Consider the following 13,127-nt stretch of genomic DNA (forward strand, 5'->3'; position numbering starts at 1 on the left):
CCGTGGCGGGGCGGTGGTGGCCTGGGGTGTGGCCGTACTCCTTGGTGAAGGCCGTGATGAACGCGGACGGGCTCGCGTAGCCGACCTGGTGCGCGACCGTGCTCACCGGGTGGGAGGCCAGGAGCACTCTGGCTGCGCGCAGGCGCAGGCGGGTGCGCCAGCGCGTGTATGGCATGCCGAACTCGCGGACGAAGTCGCGCTGCAGGGTCTTCACGCTGACGCGGAGGCGGTCGGCCCACTCGTCGAGGCGGGTCGGGTCGGCCGGATCATGGGCGAGGCTGCGGGCGACGGCCAGGGCGAAGCCGGTCCCGTTGCCGGACGGGTGGTGCGGTGAGGCGGCGGGCGCGGCGAGGCCGGTCAGGATGCGGCGGCGGGCGGTGAGGGCGGTCGGCTCGTCGCAGGTGCGGCGGGTGATGGTCTCGATGAGCCGGGTGGCCTCGTCGTCGATCGTCACCGGGCCGGCGCGGAGGCCGTCCAGCGCGGGCGGTACCTCGCGCAGGCAGATGCGGTAGACGGTCTGGCGGTCGCCCGCGCGCACCTCGTGGGTCACCGCGCGCCGCGCCCAGAACCCCTCGCCGGTTCCGGTGAACCGGATGGACGAGCCGTGCAGCGTCGCGAGCGGCCCGTCCGGGGACCAGTAGAGCTGGTGCAGGAAGTCGTCGCGGCCCTCGCCGAGCGTCAGGCCGCCCGACGAGCGGTACTTCAGCAGGAGGATCCCGCCGGGCGCGCCGAGGCCGTAGCCGTACTCCTCGCACGACTCTGGATCGTTCCCGAGCTGTCGCGTGACCGGCACAGGATGTCCTCCCAGAGATATGGACGCGGTTTAAGTAAGGCTAACCTAACCAGGCGTTGGGCCATGTCAGCGGGGGTGCGACCCCCGAACCCCCTGGAACTAGGAACGCGACCATGCACTCTCGCAAGCCCTGGAGGCTCGCCGGCGCGGTGGCCGCCGCGCTCGTCCTCGCGACCGCCTGCGGATCCGGCTCGGACTCCGGGTCCGGCGGCGGCGCCGCGACCCGGGCCTTCGAGGCCGACAACGGCACGGTCAAGATCCCCGCGCAGCCGCGGCGCGTCGTCGCGACCGGGTACGCGGTCCCGGTCCTCATCGAGGCCGACGCGAAGCTGGTCGGGATCTCGTCCTGGAAGCGCGGCCTGGCGATGATGACCCCGGAGGACCGCAAGCGGTACGACGGGCTGACCAAGATCGCCGACGAGACGGCCGCCTCGACCAACTACGAGGCGATCGCCAAGGTCAAGCCGGACCTCATCGTGATCGGCGTCCCGAAGCCCGTCCTCGGCGACCTGGACCTGAAGCGCCTGCGGTCCATCGCGCCGGTCGTGGCCATCGGGCCGACCGTGCCGTCCGCGTGGCGCGCGCTGTCGCAGCGGCAGGCCGACGCCGCCGGGCAGGCGGGGCGGCTCGCGGAGTCGAAGGCCGCGTACGAGAAGAAGGCCGCGGAGCTGAAGGCCAAGTACAAGGACGCCCTCGCCGGGCTGAAGTTCGGGCACGTCGGCGAGTACGGCGACGTCGCGGCCGGGACGTTCATGCGCGAGTTCGCCGGCTCGTGGGGCACCAACATCGCCCAGGACATCGGCGTGACCTACTACGGCGAGGTCAAGCAGAAGGGCGGCGGCTCGAAGGACGTCAGCGAGACCTCGTCCATCGAGGAGCTGCCGCGGAGCCTCGGCGAGGCCGACGCCATCACCTACACGCTCGAACCCGACGGCACGACCGGCGAGTCCGTGAAGTACGTCACCGGCTCCAAGCTGTGGAAGAACCTGCCCGCGGTCGAGGGCGACATGGCCTTCGGGCTCCGCTACACCGAGGCGGCCACGTACGAGTCGGCGACGCGGGCCCTGGACGAGATCGACAAGGCGCTCGCGCCGCTCCTGGACAAGTGAGGACGCGCATGGAACGCCACGACCCGCGCGGCCGCGTCCTGGAGCATCACCGCACCGGCACCGGCATCCGCCGCATCGGCTACCCGATCGGCATCCGGACGCTCCAGGTGCTGCGCCGCGAGCGGCTCACGCCGAACATGCTGCGGCTGACCTTCGGCGGCCCGGAGCTGGCGGGGTTCCACAGCTACCAGGCCGACGACCACATCAAGATCGTCTTCCCGGACGCGGACGGTGCCCTCCGCCTCCCCGTGCCCACCCACGACCTGGGCCTGGACTGGCCGAAGCCGTCGCCGCCCAGCCGCCGGTACACCATCCGGCGGTACGACGCGGACGCGGGCGAGCTCGACATGGACTTCGTCCTGCACCCGGGCGGGCTGGCCGCGGAGTGGGCGGCGGACGTCGAGCCGGGGGCGGACGTCGCGGTCGCGGGGCCGCCCGGCGCCAAGGCGTTCCCGCACAACTACGACCACTACGTGTTCGCGGTCGACGCCACCGCGCTGCCCGCCGCCGCGCGGTGGCTGGAGGAGTCGCCGCCGGACGTGTCCGCCCGGCTGGTGATCGAGACCGCCGACGCCGCCGACCACGCCTACCCCCTCGCCGCCCGCGACGGGGTGGAGGTCACCTGGCTCGTCCGCGACGGGCGGGAGTCGTCGCTGGCCGAGACCGTGCAGGCGCTCGACCTGCCCGGAGGGCGGACGTTCCTGTTCGCCGCCGGGGAGACGGGCGCGATCAGGCCGCTGCGCGCCTGGGCACGCGACCTCAAGGTCGCGAACGGGAGCGCGGGCGGGCTGGACGCGCTCTTCACCGGTTACTGGAAACTCGGAGTGGCCGGGCTTGAGGACGACGACTGAGCCCGTACGGCGGACGGCGGTCCTGCTCGGGGGCGTCCTGCTGCTGGCCTTGCTCGCCGGTGTGAGCCTGGCAGTCGGGGCCGGAAGCGCCCCGCCGGGCGAGATATGGCGTGCCCTGACCGATTATGCGGGCACCGACGAGCAGGTGATCGTCCGCGACGTCCGGCTGCCGCGGACGGTCCTCGCCGTCTGCGTGGGCGCCGCGCTCGGCACCGCGGGCACCCTCGTCCAGACGCTGACCCGCAACCCGCTGGCCGAGCCCGGCATCCTCGGGGTGACCGCGGGCGCCGGGCTCGCGATCACGGCCGGGACCGTGGCCGGGATCAGCGGCTCGCAGGCGGGACGGCTCGGGCTCGCGCTGGTGGGGGCGGTGCTCGCGGCGCTCGTCGTGTACGGCATCGGGAGGGCCGTGCCGCTGCGGCTCGTCCTCGCCGGTGTCGCCTTCACCTTCGTGCTGTCGGGCATATCCCTCGGGCTGCGCGTGGTGTACCCCGACGTGCTGGACCGGTACCGGTTCTGGTCGGTCGGATCGCTCGCCGGGCGCGAGCAGACGCCGTTCGAGGTGCCGCTGGCGGCGATCGTCCTCGCCCTCGCGGGCGCGATGCTGGTCACCCGGTCCCTGGCGAGCCTCGCCCTCGGCGAGGACGTCGCGCACGCGCTCGGCGCCCGCGTCGCGCGGATCAGGGTGGCGGTGCTCGCGCTCGTCACCGTCCTCGCCGGTGCCGCCACCGCCATCGCGGGGCCGATCGTGTTCGTGGGGCTGATCGTCCCGCACCTGGCGCGGCGGGCCGCCCGCGGGTCGGTCCCGTGGCTGATGGCCTACACGATGCTGCTCGGGCCCATCCTGCTGCTCGTGTCCGACATCGGGTCGCGGGTGCTGCTGCCGACGGGCGAGGTGCCGGTGGCGGTCGTCACCGCGTTCCTCGGCGGACCGGCGCTGATCTGGGTGGTCCGCAGGTACGGGGCGGTCGAGGCATGAGCGGAGCGAACCGGGGGGTGTGGGGGGGCGCCCCTCCACAACGAGCAGGCGTGAGCGGGCTGGTGATCCGCGCCGGACGGGTGTCCGCGCTGATCGAGCGGCGGACCGCGCTCGCGTCGATCGCGCTGGCCGGTGTCACCCTGGCGCTGGCCTTCGTCGCGTTGTGCCGCGGGGACTCGTGGGACCCGCCGGGCGAGGTCCTCGCCGGGCTCGCCGGGTACGGGGACGCGGCGCTGATCGTCCAGGAGTGGCGGCTGCCCCGGGTGGCCGGGGCGCTGGTGTTCGGCGCGGCCCTCGGCACCGCCGGGGCGATCTTCCAGAACGTGACCCGCAACGCGCTCGGCAGCCCCGACGTGATCGGCCTGGACGCCGGTGCCTACACCGGCGTGCTTATCGCGATCACCGTCTTCGGCGGGACGGCGGCGGGCCTCGCCGCCGGTTCGCTGGCGGGCGGGCTCGCCTCGGCCGCCGCCGTCTACGCGCTGTCGCTGCGGTCCGGGCTCAGCGGCCTGCGGCTCGTCGTCATCGGGATCGCGGTGAACGCCATGCTCACCGCGCTCAACTCGTGGATCGTGCTCCGCGCCCAGCTGGAGGTGGCGACCGCCGCGACCGCGTGGAACGCCGGCTCCCTGAACGGCCTGGACTGGGGCGAGGTCCGCCTCCCGTTCCTCATCCTCGCGGCGCTGGCGCTGCTGGCGGCCGCCCTGTCCCGTGCCACGGCGCAGGCCGCGCTCGGGGACGACATCGCCGCGGCGTCGGGCGTGGCGCTGAACCGGTACCGGCTGCTGATCATCCTCGCGGGCGTGGGCCTCACCGCGACGGTCACGTCCGCGACCGGGCCGATCGTGTTCGTCGCGCTCGCCGCGCCGCAGATCGGCCGCCGGGTCGCGGGCGCCGCCGGGACACCGGCGCTGCCCGCCGCGCTGACCGGGGCGCTGCTCCTCCTCGCCGCCGACCTCGCCGCCCAGACGGTCGTGGCCCCCGTCCAGCTGCCCGTCGGGGTCGTCACGACGGTCATCGGCGGCGGCTACCTCTGCTGGCTCCTGATCATGGAGATGAGAAGGCCGTGAACGGACGCCTGACCGCCGTCGACGTCACCCTCGCCTACGGCGACCGCGTCGTGTCGGCGAACCTGACCGTCGACATCCCGGACGGCGCGTTCACCGCCGTCGTCGGCGCCAACGCGTGCGGCAAGTCGACGCTGCTGCGCTCGTTCGCGCGGCTGCTCGCGCCGTCGTCCGGGCACGTCGCGTTCGACGGGCGGGACGTCCGCGGCTACCGGCCGAAGGCCATCGCCAAGGAGATCGCGTTCCTGCCACAGGGCCTCGTCGCGCCGGAGAGCATCGCGGTGCGCCAGCTCGTCGCGCGCGGCCGCTACCCGCACCAGACGCTGCTGTCCACCTGGTCGCGCGAGGACGAGCGGGCCGTGACCGCGGCGATGGCGGCGGCCGGCGTCACCGACCTCGCCGAACGGCCGGTGGAGGCGCTGTCGGGCGGGCAGCGGCAGCGGGCGTGGATCGCGATGGTCCTGGCGCAGGAGACGCCCTACCTGCTGCTGGACGAGCCCACCACGTTCCTCGACATCACGCACCAGTACCAGCTGCTCGCGCTGCTGGCCCGGCTGCGCGACGAGGGCCGGACGATCATCGCGGTGCTGCACGACATCAACCAGGCGTGCCGGTTCGCCGACCACCTCGTCGCCATGCGGGACGGGCGGGTCGTCGCCGAGGGCGCGCCCGCCGACATCGTCGACGCCGCCCTGATCAAGGAGGTGTTCGACCTGTCGTGCGTCGTCGCGCCCGACCCGGTCACCGGCACCCCGATGATCGTCCCGACCGAGGAGTACGCCGGGGTGCCGGTCAGGTCCCGTAGACGGGGATGATCGACGCGCGGGCGAGGGTGTGGGCGGTGAGGTTGAACCCCACCGCCGCCGGGGGCGTGTCGGAGTCGATGCCGAGCGACTCGACGTCCAGGGCGTGGACGGTGAACACGTAGCGGTGCGGGTCGCCGGGCGGCGGGGCGGCGCCGCCGAACGCCTTCGTCCCGTAGTCGTTGCGCGCCTGGATGCCGATCTTGGCGTCCTCCGCGCCGGCGCCGGTGGGCAGCTCGGTCACGTCCGCCGGGATGTCGAACAGCGACCAGTGCCAGAAGCCGCTGCCGGTGGGGGCGTCCGGGTCGAAGCACGTCACGGCGAAGCTCCTGGTCTCGGCGGGGAACCCCGACCAGCTCAGCTGCGGGGACTCGTCGCCGCCGCCGAGGCCGCTGTACACGTGCCTGTCCGCGAGGCGCTCGCCGTCGGCGACGTCCTCGCTGGTCACGGTGAACGACGGGACTTCGGGCAGGAACTCGTACGGAAGCGGCGGCTTGCCGGCCATGGCGGCCCTCCTACATCGGATCGGCTGTGTGCTCCTCCATCTCTATCAGGGGGAGATCAGGTCTTGACGGCGCCCATCGTGAACCCGGTGACGAAACGGTCCAGGAACAGGTTGAACAGGAACGCGATCGGCACCGCCGTGATGACCGTGGACGCCTGGAGCGACTGCCAGAAGAACACGTCCCCGCGGATCAGCTGCGTCGGGACGCCGGTGCTCACCACCATCTCCGGGCTCGCCGACACGAACGCCAGCGCGTACACGAACTCGCTGGCCGTGAGCGTGAAGCTGAACACCACGACCGCGACGATCCCCGGGAACACCAGCGGCAGCACGGCCCGCAGGAACGCGCCGAGGCGGCTGTAGCCGTCCACCATGGCCTGCTCCTCGACGTCCTTCGGGACGGCCTTCAGGAACCCGATCAGCAGCCACACCGACACCGGGACCGTGATCGTCGGATACACGACGATCATCGACCAGAGCGTGTCCTCCAGGCGCAGCCACACCACGACGCGGGTCAGCGACAGGAACAGCAGCGACGGCGGCACCAGGTACACCAGGAAGATCGCGATGCCCATCGGGGTGCCCCACGGGCGGTCGAGGCGCGCGAGCGAGTACGCCGCCGGCAGCGACAGCGCCAGCGTGATCGCCACGACCGCCGCGCCGACGACCAGCGTGTTCACGACGAACGTCAGGAACGGCGTGTCGGTGAACAGGAACGTCACGTGGTCGGGCGTCGCGGGCTTGTTGTAGAAGAACGGGTTGCTTTCGGGGTTGTAGAGGTCCTGGTTCTGCTTGAACGCGCTGACGACGCTCCACAGGAACGGCATCGCGCACACCAGCGCCGCCAGGACCGCCGCCCCGTACACCCCGCACCGTGCGGCCACATGGCGTCGCGCGTACCGCTTCCGGAGCGCCTCGACTTGGATCGCGGTCGTCATCGCGCCTCCAGCCGCCGGACGGCCCTCAAGATCGCTATGGCGCCCGCCAGCAGCAGCGGGAACAGGAACAGCGCGATCGCCGCGCCCTGCCCGACGTCGCCGCCCTCGATGCCGCGGAAGTACGCCCATGACGCGAGCACGTCCGTCGAATGCGTCGGGCCGCCGCGCGTCAGCACGTACGGGACGGTCATGTCCGTGAACGTCATGATCGCGCCGAACAGCCCGGCGACGGCGATCACCGGCAGCGTCAGCGGGATCGTCACCTCGAACATCCGCCGCCAGAACCCGGCGCCGTCGATCCGCGCCGCCTCGTCGATGTCGCGGGGGATCGCGACCAGCCCCGCCATCACGATCACCGCGGCCAGCGGCGTCAGCCGCCACACCTGCACCGCGATCACCGACGCCATCGCGGTGCCCGGACGGCCCAGCCACACGACGTTCGCGTCGATCAGCCCGAGGTTGCGCAGCACCCAGTCGAGCGGCGAGAAGATCGAGTCCAGGAACCACAGCCACGACACCGTCGACAGCGCGACCGGCGTCGTCCACGGCAGCAGCACCAGGAACCGGACGAACCACTTGCCGTGGAAGTCCGCGACCAGGATGTTCGCGAGGATCTTCCCGAACACCACGATCAGCACCATGCTGACCACCGTGAAGAACAGCGTGTTGCGCAGCGAGCGCCAGAACACGCCGTCGTCGAACACCTCGGCGAAGTTGCCGAAGCCGACGAAGTCGAACGACGGGTCTCCGGTGGTGACGTCCGAGAACGCGAACGCGATCGCCAGCAGGAACGGGACGCCGACCAGCGCGACGATGTAGACCACCGACGGCAGCAGCATCACCCACGCGAGGAACCCGTCCCGGTCGGCGAGCCCGGCCTTCGATCTCTTGGACCCGGCCACCGGCCCGGCCTCCGCCGTCACGGCGATTCCCCGATCGGGACGGCCGCCGCGCGCTTGCCGTCGTCCACGTCGAAGAACCGGAGCCGCTCGGACGGGACGGCGAACTCGCGGGTCTCCCCGGCCTCCAGCGGCGTGCCCACCGTCGCGGGCAGCCGCGCGATGACGCGGGTCTCCTCGCCGATGCCCGTCACCGTCCCGTACACGTGCCGGTCGCCCGACAGGTACTCCATCCGCTCCACCCGGAACGGCATCGTCACCCGCGCCTCCGCCTGGACGTTCTCCACCGGCAGCAGATGCTCGGGACGGAACCCCACCAGCCGCCCGTCCCGGCGGACCAGGTTCATCGGCGGCGACCCGATGAACGTCGCCACGAACGTGTCGGCCGGGTCGTCGTAGACCTCCTGCGGCGTCCCGACCTGCCGGACGCGGCCGTGCTCCAGCACCGCGATCCGGTCGCCGAGGCCCATCGCCTCCGCCTGGTCGTGCGTGACGTAGATCGTCGTGGTGCCGACGCGCTCCTGGAAGCGCTTCAGCTCGTCGCGGGCCGTGGCGCGCATCTTCGCGTCGAGGTTCGACAGGGGCTCGTCCAGCAGGAACACCGCCGGGTCGCGGACCAGCGCCCGCGCCAGCGCCACCCGCTGCCGCTCGCCGCCCGACAGCTGGCGCGGCTTGCGGCGCAGCAGCGGCTGGATGTCCAGCAGCTCGGCGGCCCACTTCGCCTTGCGGTCGCGCTCGTCCTTGGCCATGCCCTCCGCGCGGAGCGGGAAGACGATGTTGTCCATCACCGTCTTGTGCGGGTACAGCGCGTACGACTGGAACACCATCGCGATCTGCCGGACGCGCGGCGGGAGCCCGTTCACGACGTTCCCGCCGATCAGCACCTCGCCCTCGGTCGGCTGCTCCAGGCCCGCGATGGTGCGCAGCAGCGTCGTCTTCCCGCAGCCGGACGGCCCGAGCAGCACCAGGTACTCCCCGGGCTCGGCCGCCAGATCGACCCCGTCCAGCGCCCGTACCTGATCACCGCGCCCTCGCCGCCGCGCCCGGACGTGCCCGTCGAAGGTCTTGACCAGGCCCTTCACCTCTACGGTGTTCATGGGCGCGCCTCAGCCGCCGACGAGACCGCGGGAGCGCCAGTTCTTGAAGATCGCGTTGACGCGCCCCTCCGCCTCCGCCACCGCCTGTTGCGGGGACGTCTGGCCGCGGGCGGCGCGGCCGAACATCGTCGGCAGCACGTTGGTGTTGAAGATCTCGCCGATCGCCGGGTTGGACGGCCCCGGATAGCCGATGTTCGCGCTCCACGACGTCGCCGTCTTCAGCAGGCTCAGCTTGTTCGCGGGCTTCGCGCCCCACGGGTCGTTGTCGAGCCAGCCGTGCAGTTGCGGGACGAGCGACGGCCACCCCGGCAGGTCGTACAGCTCGGAGTGGAACGTCACGGCGGGGAAGTTCGCCGTGTAGTGCAGCAGGAACTCCTTCGCCGCGTCCGGGTTCCCGGCGTACTTCGGGACGATCCACTGCTGGATGACGTGCTGCGCCGCCAGCGCCGCCTTCGGGCCGCGCAGCGCGGGCACGAAGAAGATGTCGTCGCCGATCTCGCGGTTGGTGCCCATCGCGGTGCGCCACGCCGAGATCGAGTTCAGGATGTACGACGACTTCCCGGCGATGAGGGCCTGGTTGTTGGACGCCGGCGTCCACGAGAACACCTCGCTGGTCTCCGCCTCCTTGAACAGCCGGGTCATGTACTCCACGGCCGCGACGGTCGCGTCCGAGTTGAGGACGACCCGCTCGTTCTCGTCCTGGACGGCGCCGCCGAACGACCACAGCAGCGCCCGCGCCGCCATGTTCGAGTCGGTCTCCGGGGACAGCCCGATCCCGCACGGCACGCCCGTCCGCTTCTTGATCTCGGCGGCGCCGCGGAGCAGGTCGTCCCAGCTCGCCGGGCCGTTCGGCATCCCGACCTTCGCCCACATCGACTTGCGGAAGTCACCGGGGTCGGGCGACCAGCCGGGGCAGTAGCAGTAGAACCGCCTGGTGTTGGGGTTGTAGCTCGACTTGCGGCACAGTTCGAGCTGCTGCCCCCACCGCCGGTTCGCCTCCTGGACGAGGTCGGTCAGGTCCAGCACGGACGGCTCGTACTGCGAGAACGGCGCGATGTGCTGGATGAGGTCGTGGCCGCGTCCCGCCTGGATCTCGGACGCGGCGCGGCGCGGGACGTCCACCGTGTTGATGTGGTCGACGCGGACGTCCACGCCGACCTTCTTGCCCCAGTCGGCGACGAACCTGTCGAACCACTTGTCGTGCCGGGGCACGAAGTGGCTCCACATCAGGATGCTGAGGGAGCCGCCGAGCTTCTTCGCGGGGGCGGTGAACACCTCCTTCGGAGCGTTCCCGCCGTTCTTCGCCTGCGGCCCGCTCGTCTCGCTGGCGCAACCCGCCAGCACACCGTACGCGCCCGCCGCTAGCGCTGTAGAGGATAGGAAGCCTCGTCTGCTGAAACCGACGGAGTCGGTTCGGGGGGTGTGGGGGGTCGTCCCCCCTCGGGAGGTACTGAACCGGTCGGCCATGGGGGAGCCTCCGTCGCCGTGGGTCTCCCCTTGAAGGTAGATCGGCGAGGGCGTCTCATCCAGAGACGATCGGGTAACTCTGCGTCACTGTGACCTCTTCGGTCACACGCGCCGCTCTACTTGCCGATGGCCGGCACTATTTGCCGGTGGCTTCGGTGTAGGCGGCGATGACCTCTTCGGGGTCGCCGTCCATGCGCATCCGGCCCTCGTCGATCCAGATGACGCGGTCGCACATCTCCTTGACCGTGTCGAGCTGGTGCGCGACCAGGAACACCGCGCCGGCCTCGTTGCGCAGCTCGTCGATGCGGCGCTTGCTCTTGACCCGGAACTTGGCGTCGCCGGTGGCGAGGGCCTCGTCGATGAGCAGCACGTCGTGGGTCTTGGCCGCGGCGATCGCGAACCGGAGCCGGGCGCCCATGCCGGACGAGTACGTCCGCATGGGGTACTGGATGAAGCCCTCCTTGAGCCCCGCGAAGTCGACGATCTGGCCGTACCGGGCCTTCGTCTCCGCCGGGGACATGCCCATCGCGAGGCAGCCGAGGACGATGTTGCGCTCGCCGGTGAGGTCCTTCATCAGCGCCGCGTTCACGCCGAGCAGGGACGGCTGGCCGTCGGTGTAGACGCCGCCCCGGTGCGGCGGCAGCAGCCCGGCGATGGCCTTCAGCAGCGTCGACTTGCCGGAGCCGTTGCTGCCGATGATCCCGACGGCCTCGCCCCGGTAGACCACGAACGACAGGCCCTTGATCGCGTGGACCTCGGTCATGGACGGGCGGTGCTGCCGGCGGATGACGCGGCGGAAGGCCGATGCCGCGTTGCCCTTGCCGCCCGCGCCGTACACGCGGTACACGATGTGCAGGTCGTCGACGACGACGATCGGCTCCCGGTGGGGGTCGATCAGGGCGGCGCCGCGGACCTTCGTGTCGGTGTCAGCCACGGCCGTATCGCTCCTCGGCTCTGTAGAAGTACATGAACCCGCCGACCAGCATGACCACGGCCCAGACGACGGCGGCGATCCACAGCTGCCCGGCCTCGTTCAGATCCAGCACGTTCGTGACGTGGTCGCGGTACTTGCTCAGCAGGACGTACCTGCTCAGCTCGATGTACACGTACGCCGGGTTGAGCTGCATCAGCTCGCTGAGGATGGGGTAGTCGGCGAGCTTGGTCCTGTCGATCAGCGCGGGCAGGCTGAAGATCACGCCGGAGGTGTAGAGCCAGGTCCGCATCACGAACGGCAGGAGCTGGGTGATGTCGCGGTTGAACGCGCCGAGCCGGGCCATCACCATGCTGATGCCCACGTTGAACATGAGCTGGAGCATCACCACCGGCACGAACAGCAGCATCTGCGGGCCGGGGGTCTCCCCGAACGCGAAGATGATCGCGAACAGCACGACCAGGGCCATGAGCAGCTGCTGGAGCTCGACGACGGCGATCGCCAGCGGCAGCGTCGCCCGCGGGAAGTGCAGCGCCCGGATCAGCGACAGGTTGTCGCCGACGGACTTGGCGCCCGAGGACACGGACCGCTGGGTGAACCCGAACAGGAAGACACCGGTCACCAGGAACGGAACGAAGCCCGGTATGCCGTGTTTCGTGCCCAGCAGCAGCCCGAAGATCAGGTAGTAGACCGCGGCGTTCAGCAGCGGCGTCAGCAGCTGCCAGACCTGACCCAGCCGCGAGTCGCTGTACAACGAGATGTTCTTGGCGGACGCGAACGCCCAGATGAAGTTCCGCCGGGCCCACACACTCTGGAGGTACTTGCGCAACGGGGGGCGCGCGGCGCTCTGCCTCAGCCCGTGGCGGGCGGCGTAGTCGGCTAGCGTCTCGTTCACGTGAGGAGGCTCCGCGATCGTTCCGACCGACTCGCCACCCGGGGAACCGAGCCGTTCCGGGTGACTCATGCCGCGAAGCCTATTGCAGACGCTGACTCGCGCGTGACGTTCGCCCGCATGTGACCCCCGATTTGAAATCAATACGGAATCATGTCGGCGTCCCTGGGGATACCCGGGGCATGCGCGTCAACCATTCACGGCGTACCACCATGTCGTCACTGACCGTGATTCCGCGGCGCCGCGAGGCCGTGCCGGAACCACGATACGGCCTGCTGCGCAGGCTCGGGCGGGCGGACCGGTGGGCGTTCGACCGGGTGGCGGCGGCGCGGCTGCCCGGTCTGGAGTACGTCCTGCCGAGGCTGTCGCGGTTCGCCGACCACGGGGTGCTGTGGTTCACGTCGGCGGGTGTGATGGGCGCCACCGGACGGCCCCGGCTGCGGCGCGCGGCGCTGCGCGGGTCCATCGCGATCGCGGTGGCGAGCCCGGCGGTGAACGTCCTCGGCAAGCACGCGTTCCGGCGGCGGCGTCCCGTGGTGGATCTTGTGCCGCCGATCCGGATCAGGTGGAAGCTGCCGACCTCCCACGCGTTCCCGTCCGGCCATTCGGCGTCGGCCGCCGCGTTCGCGACCGGGGTGGCGCTGGAGGCGCCGCGCCGGGTGGCCGCGCCGGTCGCGGTCACGGCTGCGGCGGTCGCGTTCTCCCGCGTCTACACCGGCGCCCACTACCCGGGCGACGTGCTGGCCGGGGTCGGGATCGGCGCGCTCGCCGCGCTCGGGACGCGCCTGGTCTGGCC

At 71.5% G+C, this 13,127-nt stretch carries 14 protein-coding genes; 6 read left to right on the forward strand and 8 right to left on the reverse strand.

Features of this window, described 5'->3' with window-relative positions; translation table 11 throughout:
• On the reverse strand, positions 1–793 hold a 793-nt coding region (locus tag E1264_RS30720), incomplete at its 3' end, for an AraC family transcriptional regulator (protein ID WP_207936457.1).
• Positions 794–906: 113 nt separating this feature from the next.
• Between E1264_RS30720 and E1264_RS30725 the strand changes: the two genes are divergently transcribed.
• The 5 genes from E1264_RS30725 to E1264_RS30745 are packed head-to-tail and all read left to right on the forward strand — an operon-like array spanning position 907 to position 5,614.
• Entirely contained in the window at positions 907–1,902 is a 996-nt protein-coding gene (locus E1264_RS30725) for an ABC transporter substrate-binding protein (RefSeq protein WP_132178947.1), read from the forward strand.
• An 8-nt stretch (positions 1,903–1,910) separates the two neighbouring features.
• Complete coding sequence (locus E1264_RS30730; protein ID WP_132178948.1) at positions 1,911–2,753, forward strand: siderophore-interacting protein; 843 nt, start codon at positions 1,911–1,913, stop codon at positions 2,751–2,753.
• Complete coding sequence (locus tag E1264_RS30735) at positions 2,737–3,732, forward strand: iron ABC transporter permease (protein ID WP_132178949.1); 996 nt, start codon at positions 2,737–2,739, stop codon at positions 3,730–3,732. The genes E1264_RS30730 and E1264_RS30735 overlap by 17 nt, the downstream gene beginning before the upstream one ends.
• Before the next feature lie 50 nt (positions 3,733–3,782).
• A complete protein-coding gene (locus E1264_RS30740) occupies positions 3,783–4,802 on the forward strand; it encodes an iron chelate uptake ABC transporter family permease subunit (RefSeq protein ID WP_243711261.1) in 1,020 nt (339 codons plus the stop codon).
• Positions 4,799–5,614, forward strand: a complete 816-nt coding sequence (locus E1264_RS30745; protein WP_132178951.1) for an ABC transporter ATP-binding protein — start codon at positions 4,799–4,801, stop codon at positions 5,612–5,614. The genes E1264_RS30740 and E1264_RS30745 overlap by 4 nt, the downstream gene beginning before the upstream one ends.
• Here the strand turns inward: E1264_RS30745 and E1264_RS30750 are convergent.
• From E1264_RS30750 to E1264_RS30780, 7 genes are all read right to left on the reverse strand, one after another.
• Complete coding sequence (locus E1264_RS30750) at positions 5,592–6,107, reverse strand: YbhB/YbcL family Raf kinase inhibitor-like protein (RefSeq protein WP_132178952.1); 516 nt, start codon at positions 6,105–6,107, stop codon at positions 5,592–5,594. The two genes, E1264_RS30745 and E1264_RS30750, sit on opposite strands and share 23 nt — an antisense overlap.
• A 56-nt stretch (positions 6,108–6,163) precedes the next feature.
• Positions 6,164–7,045 (reverse strand): carbohydrate ABC transporter permease, encoded by an 882-nt coding sequence (locus tag E1264_RS30755; RefSeq protein ID WP_132178953.1) that lies wholly within the window; start codon positions 7,043–7,045, stop codon positions 6,164–6,166.
• On the reverse strand, positions 7,042–7,968 hold the full coding sequence (locus tag E1264_RS30760; RefSeq protein WP_207936459.1) for a sugar ABC transporter permease: 927 nt from the start codon (positions 7,966–7,968) through the stop codon (positions 7,042–7,044). The genes E1264_RS30755 and E1264_RS30760 overlap by 4 nt, the downstream gene beginning before the upstream one ends.
• Positions 7,965–9,041: an ABC transporter ATP-binding protein gene (locus E1264_RS30765; RefSeq protein WP_132178954.1), complete on the reverse strand. Its 1,077-nt coding sequence runs from the start codon at positions 9,039–9,041 to the stop codon at positions 7,965–7,967. Before E1264_RS30765 ends, E1264_RS30760 begins: the two co-directional genes overlap by 4 nt.
• Positions 9,042–9,050: 9 nt before the next feature.
• Positions 9,051–10,316 (reverse strand): extracellular solute-binding protein, encoded by a 1,266-nt coding sequence (locus tag E1264_RS30770; RefSeq protein WP_207936468.1) that lies wholly within the window; start codon positions 10,314–10,316, stop codon positions 9,051–9,053.
• A gap of 328 nt (positions 10,317–10,644) precedes the next feature.
• Positions 10,645–11,442 (reverse strand): ABC transporter ATP-binding protein, encoded by a 798-nt coding sequence (locus tag E1264_RS30775; protein ID WP_243711262.1) that lies wholly within the window; start codon positions 11,440–11,442, stop codon positions 10,645–10,647.
• Positions 11,435–12,334 carry an ABC transporter permease gene (locus E1264_RS30780; RefSeq protein WP_243711263.1) on the reverse strand — a complete coding sequence of 300 codons (900 nt, stop codon included), beginning with the start codon at positions 12,332–12,334 and terminating at the stop codon, positions 11,435–11,437. Before E1264_RS30780 ends, E1264_RS30775 begins: the two co-directional genes overlap by 8 nt.
• A 209-nt stretch (positions 12,335–12,543) precedes the next feature.
• Between E1264_RS30780 and E1264_RS30785 the strand changes: the two genes are divergently transcribed.
• The coding region (locus E1264_RS30785) for a phosphatase PAP2 family protein (RefSeq protein ID WP_207936470.1) at positions 12,544–13,127 on the forward strand (584 nt) is incomplete at its 3' end.

The sequence above is a fragment of the Actinomadura sp. KC216 genome (genome assembly GCF_004348535.1).
GTDB lineage: Bacteria > Actinomycetota > Actinomycetes > Streptosporangiales > Streptosporangiaceae > Spirillospora.

Bases quoted from the DNA above. Each gene is read 5' to 3' on its own strand.
- E1264_RS30765 (WP_132178954.1), bottom strand. From the start codon at position 9,041: ATGAACACCGTAGAGGTGAAGGGCCTGGTCAAGACCTTCGACGGGCAC.
- E1264_RS30730 (WP_132178948.1), top strand. From the start codon at position 1,911: ATGGAACGCCACGACCCGCGCGGCCGCGTCCTGGAGCATCACCGCACC.
- E1264_RS30725 (WP_132178947.1), top strand. From the start codon at position 907: ATGCACTCTCGCAAGCCCTGGAGGCTCGCCGGCGCGGTGGCCGCCGCG.
- E1264_RS30750 (WP_132178952.1), bottom strand. From the start codon at position 6,107: ATGGCCGGCAAGCCGCCGCTTCCGTACGAGTTCCTGCCCGAAGTCCCG.
- E1264_RS30755 (WP_132178953.1), bottom strand. From the start codon at position 7,045: ATGACGACCGCGATCCAAGTCGAGGCGCTCCGGAAGCGGTACGCGCGA.